24 protein-coding genes are annotated in these 18,411 nt (G+C 36.8%); 2 read left to right on the top strand and 22 right to left on the bottom strand.

Annotation, left to right across the window (positions count from 1 at the left end; translation table 11 throughout):
• The 14 genes from DW959_RS02125 to DW959_RS02190 form a co-directional block, all read right to left on the bottom strand.
• A partial coding sequence (locus DW959_RS02125; RefSeq protein WP_095319715.1) for a GNAT family N-acetyltransferase occupies positions 1-350 on the bottom strand: 350 nt, incomplete at its 3' end.
• Between the two features lie 4 nt (positions 351-354).
• Positions 355-1,845 carry a primase C-terminal domain-containing protein gene (locus DW959_RS02130; protein WP_002380753.1) on the bottom strand — a complete coding sequence of 497 codons (1,491 nt, stop codon included), beginning with the start codon at positions 1,843-1,845 and terminating at the stop codon, positions 355-357.
• A 391-nt stretch (positions 1,846-2,236) separates the two neighbouring features.
• Positions 2,237-2,476 (bottom strand): helix-turn-helix domain-containing protein, encoded by a 240-nt coding sequence (locus DW959_RS02135; RefSeq protein ID WP_002380754.1) that lies wholly within the window; start codon positions 2,474-2,476, stop codon positions 2,237-2,239.
• A gap of 361 nt (positions 2,477-2,837) precedes the next feature.
• A complete protein-coding gene (gene erm(B), locus DW959_RS02145) occupies positions 2,838-3,575 on the bottom strand; it encodes a 23S rRNA (adenine(2058)-N(6))-methyltransferase Erm(B) (RefSeq protein ID WP_001038790.1) in 738 nt (245 codons plus the stop codon).
• 124 nt (positions 3,576-3,699) lie between these two features.
• Positions 3,700-3,783, bottom strand: a complete 84-nt coding sequence (locus DW959_RS02150) for a 23S rRNA methyltransferase attenuation leader peptide (RefSeq protein ID WP_001814874.1) — start codon at positions 3,781-3,783, stop codon at positions 3,700-3,702.
• A gap of 151 nt (positions 3,784-3,934) precedes the next feature.
• On the bottom strand, positions 3,935-4,795 hold the full coding sequence (locus DW959_RS02155; protein ID WP_070116894.1) for an IS3 family transposase: 861 nt from the start codon (positions 4,793-4,795) through the stop codon (positions 3,935-3,937).
• Positions 4,746-5,093: a transposase gene (locus tag DW959_RS14380; RefSeq protein WP_004615306.1), complete on the bottom strand. Its 348-nt coding sequence runs from the start codon at positions 5,091-5,093 to the stop codon at positions 4,746-4,748. The genes DW959_RS02155 and DW959_RS14380 overlap by 50 nt, the downstream gene beginning before the upstream one ends.
• Positions 5,094-5,647: 554 nt before the next feature.
• Positions 5,648-6,967, bottom strand: a complete 1,320-nt coding sequence (locus DW959_RS02160) for an MATE family efflux transporter (protein WP_109214827.1) — start codon at positions 6,965-6,967, stop codon at positions 5,648-5,650.
• Entirely contained in the window at positions 6,957-7,415 is a 459-nt protein-coding gene (locus DW959_RS02165; protein ID WP_108817235.1) for a MarR family transcriptional regulator, read from the bottom strand. Before DW959_RS02165 ends, DW959_RS02160 begins: the two co-directional genes overlap by 11 nt.
• Before the next feature lie 155 nt (positions 7,416-7,570).
• Entirely contained in the window at positions 7,571-8,275 is a 705-nt protein-coding gene (locus tag DW959_RS02170; protein WP_021369328.1) for a DUF6040 family protein, read from the bottom strand.
• The gene (locus tag DW959_RS02175; protein WP_009243741.1) at positions 8,259-9,980 is read right to left on the bottom strand and encodes a MobA/MobL family protein; all 1,722 of its coding nucleotides are present in this window, start codon (positions 9,978-9,980) and stop codon (positions 8,259-8,261) included. The genes DW959_RS02170 and DW959_RS02175 overlap by 17 nt, the downstream gene beginning before the upstream one ends.
• Positions 9,956-10,309, bottom strand: a complete 354-nt coding sequence (locus DW959_RS14995) for a hypothetical protein (protein ID WP_009243740.1) — start codon at positions 10,307-10,309, stop codon at positions 9,956-9,958. The genes DW959_RS02175 and DW959_RS14995 overlap by 25 nt, the downstream gene beginning before the upstream one ends.
• Positions 10,309-10,623, bottom strand: a complete 315-nt coding sequence (locus DW959_RS02185) for a DUF3847 domain-containing protein (protein WP_002578306.1) — start codon at positions 10,621-10,623, stop codon at positions 10,309-10,311. Before DW959_RS02185 ends, DW959_RS14995 begins: the two co-directional genes overlap by 1 nt.
• 145 nt (positions 10,624-10,768) lie before the next feature.
• Positions 10,769-10,999, bottom strand: a complete 231-nt coding sequence (locus tag DW959_RS02190; RefSeq protein ID WP_002578307.1) for a helix-turn-helix domain-containing protein — start codon at positions 10,997-10,999, stop codon at positions 10,769-10,771.
• Between the two features lie 174 nt (positions 11,000-11,173).
• Between DW959_RS02190 and DW959_RS02195 the strand changes: the two genes are divergently transcribed.
• Both DW959_RS02195 and DW959_RS02200 read left to right on the top strand, forming a co-directional pair.
• Complete coding sequence (locus DW959_RS02195; protein ID WP_117347817.1) at positions 11,174-11,803, top strand: helix-turn-helix transcriptional regulator; 630 nt, start codon at positions 11,174-11,176, stop codon at positions 11,801-11,803.
• Between the two features lie 86 nt (positions 11,804-11,889).
• On the top strand, positions 11,890-13,185 hold the full coding sequence (locus DW959_RS02200; protein ID WP_117347818.1) for a tyrosine-type recombinase/integrase: 1,296 nt from the start codon (positions 11,890-11,892) through the stop codon (positions 13,183-13,185).
• A 285-nt stretch (positions 13,186-13,470) separates the two neighbouring features.
• Here the strand turns inward: DW959_RS02200 and DW959_RS02205 are convergent, their stop codons facing one another.
• The 8 genes from DW959_RS02205 to DW959_RS02240 form a co-directional block, all read right to left on the bottom strand.
• The gene (locus DW959_RS02205) at positions 13,471-13,788 is read right to left on the bottom strand and encodes a hypothetical protein (protein ID WP_243013861.1); all 318 of its coding nucleotides are present in this window, start codon (positions 13,786-13,788) and stop codon (positions 13,471-13,473) included.
• 257 nt (positions 13,789-14,045) lie between these two features.
• Positions 14,046-14,450 carry a hypothetical protein gene (locus DW959_RS02210; RefSeq protein WP_015534085.1) on the bottom strand — a complete coding sequence of 135 codons (405 nt, stop codon included), beginning with the start codon at positions 14,448-14,450 and terminating at the stop codon, positions 14,046-14,048.
• A 203-nt stretch (positions 14,451-14,653) separates the two neighbouring features.
• Complete coding sequence (locus DW959_RS02215) at positions 14,654-15,589, bottom strand: hypothetical protein (protein ID WP_055145659.1); 936 nt, start codon at positions 15,587-15,589, stop codon at positions 14,654-14,656.
• Between the two features lie 130 nt (positions 15,590-15,719).
• The gene (locus DW959_RS02220; protein WP_015534086.1) at positions 15,720-16,283 is read right to left on the bottom strand and encodes a GNAT family N-acetyltransferase; all 564 of its coding nucleotides are present in this window, start codon (positions 16,281-16,283) and stop codon (positions 15,720-15,722) included.
• A 60-nt stretch (positions 16,284-16,343) separates the two neighbouring features.
• Positions 16,344-16,946, bottom strand: coding sequence for a Type 1 glutamine amidotransferase-like domain-containing protein (locus tag DW959_RS02225; RefSeq protein ID WP_015534087.1), 603 nt, complete (start codon positions 16,944-16,946; stop codon positions 16,344-16,346).
• Between the two features lie 166 nt (positions 16,947-17,112).
• Positions 17,113-17,493, bottom strand: coding sequence for a VOC family protein (locus DW959_RS02230; RefSeq protein WP_008402179.1), 381 nt, complete (start codon positions 17,491-17,493; stop codon positions 17,113-17,115).
• Between the two features lie 62 nt (positions 17,494-17,555).
• Complete coding sequence (locus DW959_RS02235; RefSeq protein WP_330584435.1) at positions 17,556-17,834, bottom strand: PPC domain-containing DNA-binding protein; 279 nt, start codon at positions 17,832-17,834, stop codon at positions 17,556-17,558.
• A 37-nt stretch (positions 17,835-17,871) separates the two neighbouring features.
• Positions 17,872-18,297: an N-acetyltransferase gene (locus DW959_RS02240; RefSeq protein WP_118615257.1), complete on the bottom strand. Its 426-nt coding sequence runs from the start codon at positions 18,295-18,297 to the stop codon at positions 17,872-17,874.
• Positions 18,298-18,411: the final 114 nt, after the last annotated feature.

Below are 18,411 nucleotides of genomic sequence, written 5' to 3' on the forward strand. Positions count from 1 at the left end.
TCTTTATAATCATTTTTACCACCTAATTTTTCATATACATGGCAAGCTCTAGGATTACCTTTATCAGTTATTAAAAACATTTCAGAACAACCAATCTCTTTAGAATATTCCTTAATAAAAGATAATAATTTTGAACCATAACCTTTGTCTTGATAGTTAGGTAACATTCCTATTGAGTGTAAATAAAACATTGTTTTTCCATCAGGTCTTAAAAGTGTATAGCAATATGCAAATCCTATAATTTTATTATTTTCTTTAGCTATAAACCCAAATGAACTGGTATCATTAAGAAATCCTTTTAAATTATCAATATCAAAAACCATATTATCATCAATTAAAACTTCTTCCATAAACTCAGCCTGTATCATAGCTAAACAAATCGAGTTGTGTGTCCGTTTTTGGGCGTTCTGCTAGCTTGTTTAAAGTCTCTTGAATGAATGTATGTTCTAAGTCAAAAAACTCTGACAGCGCCTTTATATAGCTTTCTTTTTCTTCTTTTTTTACTTTAATGATCGATAGCAACAATGATTTAACACTAGCAAGTTGAATGCCACCATTTCTTCCTGGTTTAATCTTAAAGAAAATTTCCTGATTCGCCTTCAGTACCTTCAGCAATTTATCTAATGTCCGCTCAGGAATGCCTAGCGCTTCTCTAATCTCTTTTTTAGTCGTCACCAAATAAGGCTTGTATACATCACTTTTTTCGCTAATATAAGCCATTAAATCTTCTTTCCATTCTGACAAATGAACACGTTGACGTTCACTTCTTTTTTTCTTGAATTTAAACCACCCTTGACGGACAAATAAATCTTTACTGGTTAAATCACTTGATACCCAAGCTTTGCAAAGAATGGTAATGTATTCCCTATTAGCCCCTTGATAGTTTTCTGAATAGGCACTTCTAACAAGTTTAATCACTTCTTTTTCTTCTAAGGGTTGATCTAATCGATTATTAAACTCAAACATATTATATTCGCACGTTTCGATTGAATAGCCTGAACTAAAGTAGGCTAAAGAGAGGGTAAACATGACGTTATTACGCCCTATTAAACCCTTTTCTCCTGAAAATTTCGTTTCGTGCAATAAGAGATTAAACCAGGGTTCATCTACTTGTTTTTTGCCTTCTGTACCGCTTAAAACCGTTAGACTTGAACGAGTAAAGCCCTTATTATCTGTTTGTTTGAAAGACCAATCTTGCCATTCTTTGAAAGAATAACGGTAATTGGGATCAAAAAATTCTACATTGTCCGTTCTTGGTATACGAGCAATCCCAAAATGATTGCACGTTAGATCAACTGGCAAAGACTTTCCAAAATATTCTCGGATATTTTGCGAGATTATTTTGGCTGCTTTGACAGATTTAAATTCTGATTTTGAAGTCACATAAACTGGCGTTTCTAAAACAAAATATGCTTGATAACCTTTATCAGATTTGATAATTAACGTAGGCATAAAACCTAAATCAATAGCTGTTGTTAAAATATCGCTTGCTGAAATAGTTTCTTTTGCCGTGTGAATATCAAAATCAATAAAGAAGGTATTGATTTGTCTTAAATTGTTTTCAGAATGTCCTTTCGTGTATGAACGGTTTTCGTCTGCATACGTACCATAACGATAAACGTTTGGTGTCCAATGCGTAAATGTATCTTGATTTTCGTGAATCGCTTCTTCGGAAGTCAGAACAACGCCACGTCCGCCAATCATGCTTTTTTTTGAGCGATACGCAAAAATAGCCCCTTTGCTTTTACCTGGCTTGGTAGTGATTGAGCGAATTTTACTATTTTTAAATTTGTACTTTAACAAGCCGTCATGAAGCACAGTTTCTACAACAAAAGGGATATTCATTCAGCTGTTCTCCTTCTTACGAAAATTAATTAGTTAGAAGCTACGATCAAAGTTGAATCACAACAAAGAGCAATCAACTAAGTTTTTCTTAATTGATTGCCTGGTATCTTCTTAAAGACTTGAAATTCCCTCAAAAACCCGATATAATGGGTTTACAGATATTTAAGTATCTGATTAATAAAGTAATTAAATACTTTACCAAATTTCGGGTCTCGACTTCTTTAATTGATTGGTGGTAATCAATTAAGGCTCGCAACTTATTTTCTTGGCGGAAAATAAGTTGGTCGTGGCTCTTTTTTTGTATTCTTTATTCAGTTCGTTGTTTCGTTATATCTAGTATACCGCTTTTAAAAAAAATAAGCAACAATTTCGTTAAATATATTAACGACAATCATTGCTTCTCTTCTTCTATTTGCAACTCTACTTGTTCTAATTCATTAGGAATTAAGTCAATAACTAAGGTTGAGTTTGTCAATTCTGCAATTCGTTCCAATGTTTTTAATGTCGGATCTGATTTTCCTGATTCAATCAATGAATAATTTGATCTACTCATTTCTAATTCTTGGGAGAATTTTTCTTTTGATTTGGTACCTCTCATCTTTTTTAAGCTTTCTCTAAATGCTAGTTCCAAGTTTCTCCCTCCTGTTTATGTAAATATTTTGCACGTTTTCCATTTAATTATATCGTTACACCTTGTAAATCACAAGTGATTAATCACAAATCACTTGTGATTAGTGATTGTTATTGGTGTTGCCTAGAACGATTCTAAGCACATGTTTAATTTTAAAGTGGGCAATTATCTTTAAAATGTCCTACAATGATTCAATAAAAGCATGGCTGCTAGTGAAACTTGCGACCATGCTTTTAAAAATACTTAATGGGGTCCCGAGCGCTTTAGCTCCTTGGAAGCTGTCAGTAGTATACCTAATAATTTATCTACATTCCCTTTAGTAACGTGTAACTTTCCAAATTTACAAAAGCGACTCATAGAATTATTTCCTCCCGTTAAATAATAGATAACTATTAAAAATAGACAATACTTGCTCATAAGTAACGGTACTTAAATTGTTTACTTTGGCGTGTTTCATTGCTTGATGAAACTGATTTTTAGTAAACAGTTGACGATATTCTCGATTGACCCATTTTGAAACAAAGTACGTATATAGCTTCCAATATTTATCTGGAACATCTGTGGTATGGCGGGTAAGTTTTATTAAGACACTGTTTACTTTTGGTTTAGGATGAAAGCATTCCGCTGGCAGCTTAAGCAATTGCTGAATCGAGACTTGAGTGTGCAAGAGCAACCCTAGTGTTCGGTGAATATCCAAGGTACGCTTGTAGAATCCTTCTTCAACAATCAGATAGATGTCAGACGCATGGCTTTCAAAAACCACTTTTTTAATAATTTGTGTGCTTAAATGGTAAGGAATATTCCCAACAATTTTATACCTCTGTTTGTTAGGGAATTGAAACTGTAGAATATCTTGGTGAATTAAAGTGACACGAATGTTCAGTTTTAATTTTTCTGACGATAAGTTGAATAGATGACTGTCTAATTCAATAGACGTTACCTGTTTACTTATTTTAGCCAGTTTCGTCGTTAAATGCCCTTTACCTGTTCCAATTTCGTAAACGGTATCGGTTTCTTTTAAATTCAATTGTTTTATTATTTGGTTGAGTACTTTTTCACTCGTTAAAAAGTTTTGAGAATATTTTATATTTTTGTTCATGTAATCACTCCTGAAGTGATTACATCTATAAATAAATACAGAAGTTAAACGATTTGTTTGTAATTTTAGTTATCTGTTTAAAAAGTCATAAGATTAGTCACTGGTAGGAATTAATCTAACGTATTTATTTATCTGCGTAATCACTGTTTTTAGTCTGTTTCAAAACAGTAGATGTTTTATCTACATTACGCATTTGGAATACCAACATGACGAATCCCTCCTTCTTAATTACAAATTTTTAGCATCTAATTTAACTTCAATTCCTATTATACAATATAGTGGTTCAGTTGTCAAGACAAAAATCTAAGCTTTTTATAATGAACTGATATATGTAACTGGGTAGGGGAGAAAATCCCCCCTTAGGCTGCATGATCATCCAGTAACAGAATCGGATAATAGCAGGATGCCGGTGTTTGCTTATTGAGTGCAGAATGACAACGTTCAAAGTTGTAAGTGTGCACATATTTACCGATTGCCTTCCGTGCTTCTCTGATATTGTTATATTGGGTCAGATATGCTTCCTCGTACTTGAAGCTTCGGAACCATCGTTCAATCATGATATTGTCAGCCCACCGGCTTTTACCATCCATGCTTTGACGGATCTGGTTCTCTTTGAGGAAATTCATGTACTCATTGCTTGTAAACTGACAGCCCTGATCTGAATTCAGGATAACAGGTTTTGCCACTATAAACGCCTTTTTTAACGCAGTTATGACCATTCTGGTATCCAGAGTATCATCGACTTCCCAGCCAACGATACAGCGGCTGTACCAGTCAATCACAGCGGTCAGATACAGAAATCCACGCTTAATGGGGATGTATGTAATGTCGATTGACCATGCCTGATTTGGACGGTCGATAACGGCGTTACGTAGCAGATACGGGCAGACTTTAGCCTGTCGCATACGTTTAGAAAGGTTCATTTTTGGATAAATTGGATCAATCCCCATTTCATTCATATAACGGCGCGTTTTCCGGCGACCAACCTGATGCCCACGCTTCTTCAGTTGAGCAGACAGTTGTCGTGCTCCCCAGGCCGGATTATCCGTGTGTAATCGATCTATGATCGATTTGCAATCCAACTCCTCCTGAGATATGGGCATGCCCTTGTAATAAACACTGGTACGATTGATATCAAGAAGTGTAGCTCCTGTTTTAACTGGAAGTTCTTTAGTCTTCAAAAGGTTTTGGACTAAATTTACTCTCGTAGTCAGGTCCAAGTGTTTCTTCAGATTTTTTTTTCAACCAATCCACCTGCATGGTGAGCTGGCCAACTTTTTTCGCATATTCAGCTTTTTCCTTGCGTTCTAAAGCGAGTTTTTCTTTCAGATTATCCTCTCGTGTGTCATTAAAAACCACGGATGCTTTATCGAGGAACTCCTTCTTCCAGTTGCGGAGAAGATTCGGCTGAATATTGTTTTCGGTTGCGATTGTATTTAAGTCTTTTTCTCCTTTGAGCAGTTCAATCACTAATTCTGATTTGAATTTGGCAGAGAAATTTCTTCTTGTTCGAGACATAATAATAATCCTTCTTTCTGTAGTGTTTACAGTATATCAGATTCATTAAGAAATGTCTCTTGAAGTGTCTTAAATTACGATACCATTATACAAAATTTTAAGATAATGCACTATCAACACACTCTTAAGTTTGCTTCTAAGTCTTATTTCCATAACTTTAGGGTTAACCATACGCAAGACCAATCACTCTCGGACAATACTCATGATTTTCGGTAAAAAACGTAAAAGAAATAAGAACAATTAACAAAATGTATAATAACAATCAATAGCGACTAATGATTTTCATGTAAAAGGACACCAAACTATACGGTGTCCTTTTCAAATTCTTACGTCATATCAAGGCTCATTCAATCGTGGTAAATTCGTGGTAAAATGAGTGCTTTCCTATATTTCAAAATGCTTGAAAGTATAGTGTTTATGCGGATAATCAAAAATCAGATATAAAATTTATTAAAAATTAGCTTCATAATTTTAAAAGGACAGCCCTATTGCTATGAGGCTGTCCTTAAAAATACAATAGATAAACCTAGATTATTCTTGCTACTATCTGATTGTTAAATTTTCTGTATTCCATATTGCAAATCTCCCTTTTCGCAATATTTTATTAGTATGAATGCCAGAATCGCTGAAAAAACACGTGCCAATACCGTACTCCACCATATCATAATCTGTCCACCAAATAAAGGTGGTAAAACAAGCATAAATATCAGCATCAATACTGGTTCAATGAATGTAAGAATGTATGACAATCCACTTTTTTCAGTAGCATAAAATCCAGCTGTCGCTATTCTGGTAATCGCAACAAATGGTAATGACACTAAAAATATAGGTACAATTTTAGAAATCTCAATACTTACTTCATAAGAAGCTCCGAAAACCCCTCCAATATTTGCTCTGTTTACATACATGATAATTCCACCACAAACAGCAAGAATTATTGCAAAAATGTATGCCATTCTCTGAACTCCTCTCAGGCTTTCTTGATCCTTCTCACCATAAAAACGGCTCATTAAAGGTTGACTTCCATCACCTACGCCCTGCAATATGAGATATATGATACAGATAATATAGGATACACATGCATAAGTTGCAATAGCTTTTTCTCCCCCATAAGAAGCGGAGAATCGGTTTATAAACACCAATGAAATATTAGGAGTCAATGCTAGCCCAAATGGTGCAAGACCTACTCTGAATATAGCGCCACACATTTCTTTTACATTTTTTAAGGATACATACACATAAAACTTTTTATTATATAATGCGTATATGATTGCAATTGCTGCAGTCACACCCTGTCCGGCTATTGTAGCTGTGGCTGCACCTTTCATGCCCATTTCATATATCCATACAAAGATAAAATCCAGAACAATATTGGTTATGAATCCACCAACCATCGCAAACATTGACCAGAAAGAGTTTCCATAATTTCTAATGAATGGCATCATTCCAGTTCCAAGAATCTGCAATATTGCTCCAAGTGCTATAATTTTGATATAATCTGTCGCATTTGTTAATATAATTCCATCTGCTCCAAGCAATCCTAAAATTTTAGACGAAAAGGAGTAAATAATTATGGTACTGATAACACTTACTATTACAAGAAGCCACCAGCTTGTAGCAATAAATTCTTCTGCCCGTTTTCCTTTCTTTTCTGCTGCATTAATTGAGTAATAAACAGCTCCTCCCATACCAATTCCTGTTCCAAGAGCCTGAATCAAAGCCACAATCGGATATGCAATATTAATAGCCGAAAGTCCAGCATCTCCTATGGTATTGCCTACAAAATATCCATCCACTATCGCATATATTCCTGATAATGCAAATGCTATAATAGATGGAATAACATATTTAAAAAATAATGATTTATGATTCATTTTTCTTACAATCTCCTTCCTTGAAAAGTCTGATAAACAGCTCTGTATTATCATTAAGACTTTCTATATTCTCTAATCCCATTTTTTCGATTACATATATTTCTTTTGAGTGCAGTTTTTCTATGATATCTTTCGTATATTCCATTCCTGATTCTGTGAGGCATATCAGCTTATTTCTCTTGTCTGAATCATCAGATACCATATTGATGTATCCTTTTTTCTGAAAATCTTTTAGTATCGTATTTACCGTTTGCTTAGGTATATTCCATTTTTCACTTATCATTTTCTGCGTGCATCTTCCATTACTTTCATAAAATGAATACAAAGCAAAAACTCCATTTGAAGACAGTCCCTGATCCTTTGACCATTCCTCATACATTGCTGTACATTCTTTCCATAAAGCATAATATCGTTGCAACTGTATTATCATATTATTATCTTTTCTCATCTTTTTTCTCCTTAAATTAGTACGAATCCGGACTTTTATAGTATAGTCCGAGTTCGTACTAATTGTCAAGATTTATTTATATACTTTTTCTTTATATAAACAATCAATAGTCCCTTACTAAGGACAGGAAGATTATGAAATTTCCCTATCCTCTTTTAATAATATCCTCGTTCTTCCATCCAGTCTTTCACATAACATCTGATTCCAATATAAATAATATGCGACAGTAATAGCAATACAATAAGATTTATCGGATTAGCGTTTTTAATCCATTCTCCAAAGTAAATTACAACAGCTGTACTCGTTATCGCTACCACGATACTGATGATATCCCAACAATATTTCCGGTAGATTTTTCCTACCTGATAACCAATCCCGATTATCAGCCACCCGGTTATTACGAATAAAATTGCCATGACAGTACCGGCAATCAGCCAGTACACAATCCCGGAAAGAATACTGTTAGGTATTCCACTGCTTAACTGTCCGAAAGAGTCTGCACCTGTCACAAACTCCCGAAATAAACTTCCCATTCCTTTTCCTAACGCACCGAAAAAGACGATACAGTCGTTAAGGAAAACCGGCGAAAGAATCGCAGTAAACAGTGTTGTTGTTATGCTGTACCATGCCAGTAGAAACAAGATACTTTCATAACCAATCGTCATATTTTTATATTTCTTTTCTAACTGGCTTTTACGGCTATCGCATTTTTCTTTTGCTTTCCGGTAAGCAGTACGGTCACATTTTTCACATTTCTCATAAGGCACTTTTTTCTCAACAGCTACCTCTACCGTCTTTTGGTGTGTCTGTGCATAAAGTTTTTCCTGCTCTGCTTTTTCATACTTAAATTTCCATGCCACGGCTTCTGCGTCGGCTCTTTTCCTGCTGTCTGTCTCGCTGGTCAATCGTTCCTCTGTTTGCCTTAATCTTGTCCGCAATGCTTCGATATTCTCGGCTCTGTTTTCGCTGTTCAATTTCTCGTTCAAGGTCAGCGATTCGCTTAGCTGCCTGTTTAGTTCCTGGATTGTCTGGTCTTTCTGATCCAGTTCGTCCTGCATCTGTTCGGTCATCAGCAGAAGTTCTTCCACCTGCCCGACGTTCTCTAAGTTTCTGCATTCGCTCATCGATCTCCCTCGCTTTCTCTATCTGCTGTTTAAGGTCAGCAATTCGCTGTTCTGTTTCTGCAATAAGCTGTTCTCGTTGTTCAGCTTCTGCGTTAATTCCTGCCATTGCTGATTCTCGTTTTCCAACTGTTCGATTCTGGTTTTCTGTTGCTCGATCTGTGAGAGCAGTTCTTCTGTATCTGGCAAAAGATTTAGCAGCCTGGATAATTCGCTGTTTAAGCTTTTTAAACTCTGGTTCTGCTCCTGAAAAGACAGGAGCTGCCTGTCCCGTTCCTGCAATTCCTGTACCATCTCTGCCATAAGATTCTGCTGTTCCTCGATCTGGTTTATCATTGTCTCCATCATGGGAATGACTTCCCGGCTTTCTTCTAATGTCACGCAATCGCTCCTTCCATTGTGTTAATGCACTGGATACTTTTCCAAAAGAAATCTGTATTTTATCCAGCAGTGCATTTTGTCTTTTTATGATCTGGTTTTCCTCTACTTTCCATGAAGTAGAGGATGTCTGTCCGTTTTGAAATTTCTCGTCAATTTTTCTGGCATCTGCGCCCTCATGGATCGTCGGTATCTCTAATTTTCCCTGCCTTGCATAAGAACGGTGGTCAATGTGATTTTCCGTTTTCAAATGTGCATTACAGACGTTTGCCCATTCGCTCCGCCATAGCTCACAATTTTTCGGATTGTTCCACCCGGTAGCATCGGTTAATACACGTTTCCACTGTTTGCGGTTCCTTGTCCCGACTTTCTGGACTCCATTTTCATCAAGTACGGGGATTCGGATTCCATGACGGTCAGGGTTCTTTTTATCCTGCCACCAGTCCGGATGGGATTCATCCACCACAATATTTCCATTTTCATCTCTGACAAACTCCCAATCCTTGATTTCTTTGTTCCCCCATGAGTGGTCTGGATTGAATGGTCGCATCGTCACAAGTAAATGCACATGGGGATTTCCATCTCCTTTATCGTGGATACTCCAGTCCGCACACATTCCCTTATCTACAAAGGTCTTTTGAATATATTCAGTTGTATAATCAATCTGTTCCTGTCGGCTCCATTCTTTCGGAAGCGAAAATTCAAATGACCTGCCGAGTTGTGCATCCGAGGTCTTCTCAATCTTCAAAACTTCATTCCATAAACGCTGTTTCTGAAAAGTAAGTTTAAATTTTCCCAGTGCAGCATCTTTGTTATCTGCTCTTTTATATCGGGCAGATTTCTGAAACCGTCTGATATTTTCAGCAGGTACGTTCAGCCATTCCTGTGGTGCATTTTCACACATCAACAGGCTGGTATAAACGACTTCTTTTTTGGCAGTGTAGTAGCTGATCCTGCCTGTTTCTTCATTTTTCATCACATCACCATTGAGATACGCAGATGCTGATATGATGGATTTCCCTTTGCTGCGTCCAACAATCTTTACTGTATAATGAAAAATCGCCATGCTCCGTTTCCCCCTTTCTGCCGTATCCGGCTTTGATTTCCGGCAGGTAACGTTTTCCCAAAAAGAAAATGGTATCTGCCGGAACGCCCTCTGCGTAAGAGTGCCCTGTGCATAACAGCCTGCATGGAATGCGCCCCTCTGGCGAAGAGTGCCTCCTGCGGCATGAGCAGGTCTGGCTGAAAGCCCCGCCGACGGAACGAGCCCGGCAAGCATAAGCGCAGACCGGTTGCCACCTGTGGCAAACTTATACGGACGACCTCTGGTTGTCCATAAGTGCGCCCTTCATGAAAAAGCAATGAAGGGAATGGAAAATCCACTCCCTCCGGCATTACACTTCCTCCGTATTCGCAACTGGCTCTTTCTGCATTGCCTTTGAGAAGAATTTCCCATTTGCTTCCTGCCTTTTTAAGAAGCCGATCAGCTTTGGGATATCATCTTCCTCAATCGCAGAACCCAGCACCGATTCCACCGCACCACCAATCTGGCAGAGCCTGTGTGTCCGCTTTTTAGTTTCCACATCTTTCTGACGTTTCTTCAGTTCCCGTTTCTGTGCTGCATACTGTTTTGCTTTCTCAAGGCTTTCCTGTTCTTTCTTTTCCAACTGGAGCATACGCTCCTCATAACTCTTTGTTGATCTTGCCATAAATATCATCGTCCTTTCTTTTTCTTCCAAACATAAGTTTCCTGTTGTCTGTCAGACGAAGTACATGGTATAATCTGTTTGCGTGTAGGTATATCATGACTCCGGTCTGATAGAACCTTTGGCGGTTTCTTCGGGAACCGCTTTTTTAAGTTGAACCGTTTCTTGTGACTGCTTTCACATTTCCCTTATCCCTCAAGTCTCTGCCCTCGTTGGCTTCCATAAAAAGTTCCAGCATATCCGTTTTGATCAGGACTTTTCTCCCAACCTTTAATACCGGAAGTTTCTTCCATTCCACCAGTTTTCTCAGGGTGTTCCTGCCGATTCCCGTATAATCAGCAGCTTCTTCAATAGATAAGGCAATCTTTCTTTGTGTCATATGACCACCTTCTTTTAAATTGCATTATGCAATTTCATTTGTGCTGTCAGTATAGCGTGTTTATATTGCTTTGTCAAGCATTATGAAATTTCATTCGTTTTCTATAAATTGCATATTGCAATATATTTTGTTGCGTGGTATAGTAATGACATACCGAAAAAGGAGCACATCAGCATGAAAGATAAAGAACTACGCAAGCTGATCGGCAGCAGGGCAAAACAGCGCCGTCTCGAATTAAATCTGACACAGCCTTATGTCGCAGAGAAGATGGGAGTTACCGCTTCCACAATCCTGCGTTATGAGAATGGTTCGATTGACAATACCAAAAAGATGGTACTGGAAGGCCTTTCGGAAGCACTTCATGTATCGATTGAATGGCTCAAAGGGGAAACCGATGAATATGAAACTGATATTACGGATAAGAAGGAATTGCAGATTCGTGATGTGATGGGCGATATTCTCAAACAGTTACCTCTTGATCTTAATAAAACAGAAGACGCTTTTTCTAAAGACTTACTGCTGTTAATGTTAAAGCAATATGAACTGTTTCTGGATTCGTTTCAGTTCGCCTGTAAAAATTACAAAGGCAGTACCAAAGATGCGGACATTGCCAAAGTAATGGGATTCGAATCGAAAGATGAATATAATGAGATTATGTTTCTCAGAGAGATCACACATACTGTCAACGCATTTAACGATATGGCAGATGTGATAAGGCTCTATTCAAAGAAACCGGAAGCAGCCGAACAAAGACTTGCCAATCTTTTATCCGAAGTTATGTATGAGGATTCTGAATCGGTATAGTAAGACAACCGGAGTTGTGATATACTTACACGCAAGAAGCATTTCAACAGTTCCGATTGTCTGATATCGAAAGGAGAAATACAATTATGGCAAAAGGATCTGTTAGAAAAAAAGGAAAAAAATGGTACTATCGCTTCTATGTAGAAGATGCAAGCGGTAAAATGGTTCAGAAAGAATATGCTGGAACCGAAAGTAAAAGTGAGACGGAAAAACTTCTCCGCAAAGCACTGGAAGATTACGAAAATAAGAAGTTTGTCGCAAAGGCAGACAGCCTTACGGTAGGAGAGCTTCTGGATATGTGGGCGGAAGAAGAACTGAAAACCGGGACACTCAGCAACGGCACAGTGGAAAATTATCTTGGTGCAATCCGCTGTATCAAAAAACACCCGATTGCAGACCGCAAACTGAAAACAGTTACTGCCGAACATTTACAGGCATTTCTTGATCTGCTTACATTCGGTGGTGAGTTTCCAGACGGGAAAGTAAGAAAGGGATACAGCAAAGATTATATCCATTCTTTTTCCGCAGTGTTACAGCAGTCATTCCGTTTTGCAGTATTTCCAAAACAACTAATCAGTTTCAATCCGATGCAATATATCAAACTGAAACGACAGGCAGAGGAAGTTGACCTCTTTTCCGATGATGAAGTGGAAGAAGGCACACAACCGATTTCGCATGATGATTACGAGCAACTTATCAAGTATCTGGAAAAGAAAAACCCACCTGCCATTCTACCGATTCAGATTGCGTATTATGCCGGGCTCCGTATCGGAGAAACCTGTGGTCTTACATGGCAGGACATTAACCTTGAGGAACAATGCCTGACCATAAAACGCAGTATCCGCTACGACGGCATGAAACACAAAAACATTATTGGACCAACGAAGCGGAAAAAAGTTAGGATTGTTGATTTTGGCGATACCCTGACTGAAATACTGAAAGCTGCCAGAAAGGAACAACTCAAAAACCGGATGCAGTATGGCGAATTATATCACCGCAATTACTACAAAGAAGTTCATGTGAAAAACAGAGTCTATTATGAATACTATCACCTTGACGGAACGCAGGAAGTCCCGGCAGATTACAAAGAAATCTCCTTTGTCTGCTTAAGACCGGATGGCTCTTTGGAACTGCCGAGTACACTCAGCATTGTATGCAGATCAGTGTCAAAGAAACTGGAAGGATTTGAAGATTTCCATTTCCACCAGTTACGTCACACCTACACCAGCAATCTGCTTTCCAATGGGGCTGCACCGAAAGATGTACAGGAACTGTTAGGACACTCTGATGTCAGTACCACAATGAATATTTACGCTCACTCAACAAGAAAAGCAAAACGGGATTCCGCAAGACTTCTTGATAAAGTAGTGAGCAATGCTTAACTAAAAATTTCCCTTATTTCCCTTGCGGATTCCGCATAAGGGCAAAGATAAGGGAAAATACATATCATTTCACTATCTAAGAGGCTGTAAGCCTTGAAAAATAAGGAAAGTTCAGGAAATCTCTCCACAAATTCCGATTTCTCAGTTTCAAAAACTGGAATTTTCACACTTCGTCAACTAATGTTTTTTCTTCTCTATAAAGCAAGGTCACAACAAATGCAATAATTATCAAAATATGTAATACAATATGATATACATCAGGAACATATCTTCCATCCACATTTATTAATTGAATGCATTCTGAAAATAGGCAATCTTCTTGTCCATTTCTCCCATAAATCCTCTTCCAAATAAAGTATACCATTCATGACTTAAGAACTGAGTGACAAACCACCCTGCCAACCATATCAAATGTATATTCCTTCCAACATTTTTTGTAACTAACATTAAAACGAATGTAATTGTCGGAATAAGCATAAATAGCCATTCTTCCTCAAATGCACCTGTTACCAAGTATTTGTCTCCAATCTTCAATCCTATCATTGAAAGAAAATACCACAGTAAAAGAATTATATTTACAATTATTAAATGTGTTTTTTTCATAAATCATATCTCCTAGACAATTCTTAAAATTCCGATTTATCAACGTGTAACATAATTAAATCATATTAGAAATGGGATAAACTATGTACTTTTCTTCAAAATAATATAGTTATTTTTCCGTATGATACTTATATCCCCTCAATTTCTTTTTTACTCCAATTAATATAAGATAGTCACGATAACAATCACGACAATCCATCCTACCTTTTCCATTTTATGTGAACAAAACAATCTCCACACCATCGGTCTTCTAATGCTCATTTTATCATATACTGTTCAAGCATAGTCGGTGCGATATCCATGGCTACAAAAAACTCTTCTGGCAACGTGCAAAGCTCTTGGCTTATAAAATCTTCCGCATCAATATACTTATGATCATTTTCCGGATCATAACATTTCTCATGATTTGCAAAAATAACTATTCCCTCAAAACTCTTCTCAATCTCATAAACAGCATCTCCCGGTACATCATAATTTAGGATAGTGACATGTAATCTATCCTTTGCATCAAGACTGTCGGCAATATAAAATTCATCACAAAATGGCAACTTATTCTCGACAGCAAAATCAATTGTATGCTGGAGATATTCCCTTAAAATCTCTCTGTCCAGCTTATACTTAAAGCCCGAAAAAAAATTTTTCATTTTATTAAATAAACCCATATATCAAATCTGTCCCTTCATATAATTTGCTCATAATACTGGTTATACACTTAAATAATCTTTATATTCTTTATCTAAAAGTTTCTTAAATTCTTTATAATCATCCCATTTAAATGTAAAGCCACATCTTCTTCACTCAAATCTGTACCTTTTTTATTATATTGTATGCAATATCCCAATTCCATCCTTTGAATATTTCCGTTTCAAAACTCTTCGTCTTCATCGATTTCTTCATCTGGTTGAATCTCACAAACAAATTCAATATTTCTTTTACCGAATACATCTGTCAGATAAGTAATCTCTTCTTCATTCATTGTAAAAAATGACCATTCATTCTCGCTGACAGTTATTTTCTCCTGTTCTGTTGTCGTTACCTCCAAAGTGATAACGTTCATGCTTCCCTTCACTGTTTCAAACAGTCTTGTCAATCGTACCTTTGCCAGATCCAGTGCAGTCAGCTTTCCACCATATACAGATACAAGAAAGTTCTTTGTCAAATATATCCTAAAATCATTAAACCAGAGAGCTTCCGGCTGATTACATTCTTCGTCAATCTGCTCTGCCAATGGATGTCTGTATTTTTTAATCGCACGCACCTGGGTTAATACCATCGAAATTCCAATCAATATTAAGATGCCTCCGATATCCAGATTCACAAAATATCCTTCCTTGAGTATTTTTCCATAGGTAAGCTTCGTCATACATATATAAATAAATTTGTAATTGATATACTCACTTATTATTTTTTTTACGTTCTCGTCAGTCACAACTTTCGTCATGCCTTCCACTCTTGCCGTACCATTCTCTTCAACTCTCTGCTTCAAATCTGCAAACTGTTCCGGTTGCATCCCTACAATATAGCTTTCCTCTGCCGTTGTTACAAGGTAATATCCTTCATATTTATTTTCTGCCAGTTTCTCCGGTACCTGGATAATATCAATATATGCTGTCTGATTCGCAGGATTGGCTTCTTCCTGTAATACCTGTTCAAATGGTCGAACACAATCCATCTTTCTCTTTGTCTGAATCAATCCAAATGCCACCAAAAATATTCCTATCAATAAGAGAATCATTCCGATCGTCCGCCACATTTGATTGAATTTGTATTCTTCTTTTATATGCTTATTCGTATATTTCATGTCATGTATTCTCCTACACTTGATTTTTCTCTCACACATAAATGCTCTAACGCTGTTTTATTATAAAATTGTCTGATTTGTTCCCTACAAACTGAAATTTTCGAGTGTGTCGCTAAATTAGATTTTTTCATCAATTATCATTACTAAAATACTCATTTCTAAGTATGGAATAATAAACTTCATCCACAATACCTTGATTACAGGTTCCCGACTGCCTAATTATTCCTTCTTTTTTCATTCCCATTTTCTGCATTACACTTCCTGAGTTTGGATTACCTGCAGCATGCTTTGCATATACACGTTTGACTTTTACTTCTTCAAAAAAGAATTTTACCAATGCCCTTCCTGCTTCTGCAGTTATACCTTTTCCCCACCATCTGCTTCCAATACCATACCCGAGCTCCACACTTTCTGTTGCCTCATCGAGACTTACTACTGATATATCTCCAACCAGTTCATGCGAATCTTTTAACTCAATTGTCCAAAAATAGAAATCCTGCTTATCATACGATTCTATCCAATCAATTAGTAATTGCTTTGTCTCGTCGACATTTTTATGCGGTTGCCAACTTAAAAACTTTGTTACATCTTTTTCTGTTACCCAGTTTTTAAACATGATTTCTGCATCATCTAATACATGTCGTTTAAGAACTAATCTATCTGTTTCTATTCTAATTGTGCCCTTATGTTCCATACGCATCCTCCACCATCAAGAAAATTCCGATTTTCCAGTTTCCAAAAAGGATTTTTCAAATTAGTCTTTGCAAATAACCTTTGAACCTTCACCATCAATTACAATTCCCTGATGGTTGTTAATAGGGCATAGATTCAAATCCGAAAACTCAGTCATTATTTTCTCGGTAACTTTCTTAAATGGTGCTGTAAGATAATGCGGAAGAACATAGAAATCAATCAAATCAAGCCCTGCATCATCTTCTTGTGAGTAGTCCTCCGGCTTTTCATCCATTTGCTCGATATATTGGATGCTTGGAGCGCATATAATTGCGCCTGCCGACTCGCCGATCATCAATTTTCCATTTGCCAATTCCTTTTTTAGCAACCCATCAGTTCTTGTTTTACGGAGTTGGTCCATAAGAAAGAAAGAATTTCCGCCGGTAAAATATATCACATCTGCATCTTCAAAAACAGACTGTATCGTTGAATAAGCCTCCGTTGAAATATCAATTTCAGTTACGATTGCTCCCAACTTTTTGAATAATTTTCGAGCCGAGCCGACATAACCGGTGTAGCCTTCACGCAACGAAGCTGTTGGAATAAATGCGACTTTCTTATTTTCAATTTCTTCCTTTATCAGACTTCCTACACTTGAAAAGTGCGAACATAAAAATAGTTTCATCAATATTCTCCTTTATAAATCCCGATTTTAATGTCTCTATTATACCATAATGATACTATTATAAAAAAGCAAAAAGAGCTCCTTCGAGCTCTTTTGGGTCAGTTCTGCAAACTTGAAGTTATAAAATCACAGTCCAAAACAGGGCACATCTTTTAACTGCAATACTTTATTCGTGAATTTCCAATGGTAGATTGTCAGGGTCATAAAAGAATGTCATTCTTTTACCTGTGTAAATATCAAGTCTAATCGGCTCAGTTATGATGCCCCTTTTATTCAATTCTCTTACGGTATTATCGACCGAGTCTACAGCAAAGGCAAGATGCCGGAGACCGTAAGCTTCTGGATAACTGGGGCGCTTCGGACAATTTTTAATAATAAAAAGTTCTAATTCCATCTCATCGAGTTGAAGATCAATTTTGTAATCATCACGTTCTGGTCTGTAATTTTCTCGAATAATAGAAAAACCTAATAGATCCACATAAAAATGCTTTGATTGCTCATAGTTGCTCCCAATAATGGCAATATGATGAACTTTTTTCAAATTCATGGTGTATTTACCTCTTTCCTACTTTGTTTGAATACATGAAATATAATATCATAAGAACGCATCTAATCAAACTTAAATACATTAAGCCCTGTTTCTTCATCATAAACTCTGTCAACTTTTCCATCAATGACCGTAATTACCATCTCACAGGTTGCACTCACGACAGCTCTGTTCAGATGCCCTCCAAACACTTCACCTTTCTCATTTCCGACACTCATATGAAGATGCGCATAATATTCTCCATCCATTGTATTGATCGTACCTGTCAGTGATGTAATTTCATAATACCCTTTAAAACTGTTTGAGTAATATTTCTTCTCATCTGTCTTATATACTCCGATTGTAAAATCATTGTTTTGTTTCTCCCTTCTGGAATTTCTATTTGTGTTGCCATGTCATTACATAATCTTTTTCTCCGGTAGCCTCATCTAAGCCACTATGCTGAATCTCAAATCCTTCTCTCTTATAAAAGGATATTGCCCGTGCGTTCTTTTGGTATACGTTCAAGAACAACTTATTCCTTTTATCCTTTGCATAATTCAGCAGAATTTTACCTATACCCTGCGATTGCATTTCACCAGAAACAAAAATGCCCTCAACATATTCATCATTTAACCCTATAAAGCCCTGTATTTCTGTATCATACTCATACACATAAATCTCTGCTTGTGACAGTGCTTCTTTTACTGATTTGAAATTGCCTTTCCAGTATTCGGCGGGGATAAAATTATGTGCCTTTATATTTGTATCCAACCATATATCCGCAACTTTATTTATATCATCCCTTTGAAATTCTCTAATCATAACAGTGACTCTCCATAAACTTGAAATTGCTAATTAATCTTCATCATCCTAATAAATATTTTTCCATGCTATTTTCCCAAAATATTTTGAGTTGCAGATTTATATTTTCCTATT

Origin of the sequence: Clostridium sp. AM46-21 (genome assembly GCF_003480025.1) — a bacterium.
GTDB classification, from domain to species: domain Bacteria; phylum Bacillota; class Clostridia; order Lachnospirales; family Lachnospiraceae; genus Coprococcus; species Coprococcus ammoniilyticus.

Coding starts and splice junctions, on each gene's coding strand:
- DW959_RS14995 (WP_009243740.1), bottom strand. CDS start 10,309: ATGCCGGAGGGAGTGGATTTTCCATTCCCTTCATTGCTTTTTCATGAA.
- DW959_RS14380 (WP_004615306.1), bottom strand. CDS start 5,093: ATGTCTCGAACAAGAAGAAATTTCTCTGCCAAATTCAAATCAGAATTA.
- DW959_RS02240 (WP_118615257.1), bottom strand. CDS start 18,297: ATGATTAGAGAATTTCAAAGGGATGATATAAATAAAGTTGCGGATATA.
- DW959_RS02230 (WP_008402179.1), bottom strand. CDS start 17,493: ATGAATTTGAAAAAAGTTCATCATATTGCCATTATTGGGAGCAACTAT.
- DW959_RS02205 (WP_243013861.1), bottom strand. CDS start 13,788: ATGAAAAAAACACATTTAATAATTGTAAATATAATTCTTTTACTGTGG.
- DW959_RS02130 (WP_002380753.1), bottom strand. CDS start 1,845: ATGAATATCCCTTTTGTTGTAGAAACTGTGCTTCATGACGGCTTGTTA.
- DW959_RS02195 (WP_117347817.1), top strand. CDS start 11,174: ATGAAAGATAAAGAACTACGCAAGCTGATCGGCAGCAGGGCAAAACAG.
- DW959_RS02225 (WP_015534087.1), bottom strand. CDS start 16,946: ATGAAACTATTTTTATGTTCGCACTTTTCAAGTGTAGGAAGTCTGATA.
- DW959_RS02190 (WP_002578307.1), bottom strand. CDS start 10,999: ATGACACAAAGAAAGATTGCCTTATCTATTGAAGAAGCTGCTGATTAT.
- DW959_RS02215 (WP_055145659.1), bottom strand. CDS start 15,589: ATGAAATATACGAATAAGCATATAAAAGAAGAATACAAATTCAATCAA.
- DW959_RS02160 (WP_109214827.1), bottom strand. CDS start 6,967: ATGAATCATAAATCATTATTTTTTAAATATGTTATTCCATCTATTATA.
- DW959_RS02200 (WP_117347818.1), top strand. CDS start 11,890: ATGGCAAAAGGATCTGTTAGAAAAAAAGGAAAAAAATGGTACTATCGC.
- DW959_RS02210 (WP_015534085.1), bottom strand. CDS start 14,450: ATGGGTTTATTTAATAAAATGAAAAATTTTTTTTCGGGCTTTAAGTAT.
- DW959_RS02185 (WP_002578306.1), bottom strand. CDS start 10,623: ATGGCAAGATCAACAAAGAGTTATGAGGAGCGTATGCTCCAGTTGGAA.
- DW959_RS02165 (WP_108817235.1), bottom strand. CDS start 7,415: ATGAGAAAAGATAATAATATGATAATACAGTTGCAACGATATTATGCT.
- DW959_RS02175 (WP_009243741.1), bottom strand. CDS start 9,980: ATGGCGATTTTTCATTATACAGTAAAGATTGTTGGACGCAGCAAAGGG.
- DW959_RS02150 (WP_001814874.1), bottom strand. CDS start 3,783: ATGTTGGTATTCCAAATGCGTAATGTAGATAAAACATCTACTGTTTTG.
- DW959_RS02220 (WP_015534086.1), bottom strand. CDS start 16,283: ATGGAACATAAGGGCACAATTAGAATAGAAACAGATAGATTAGTTCTT.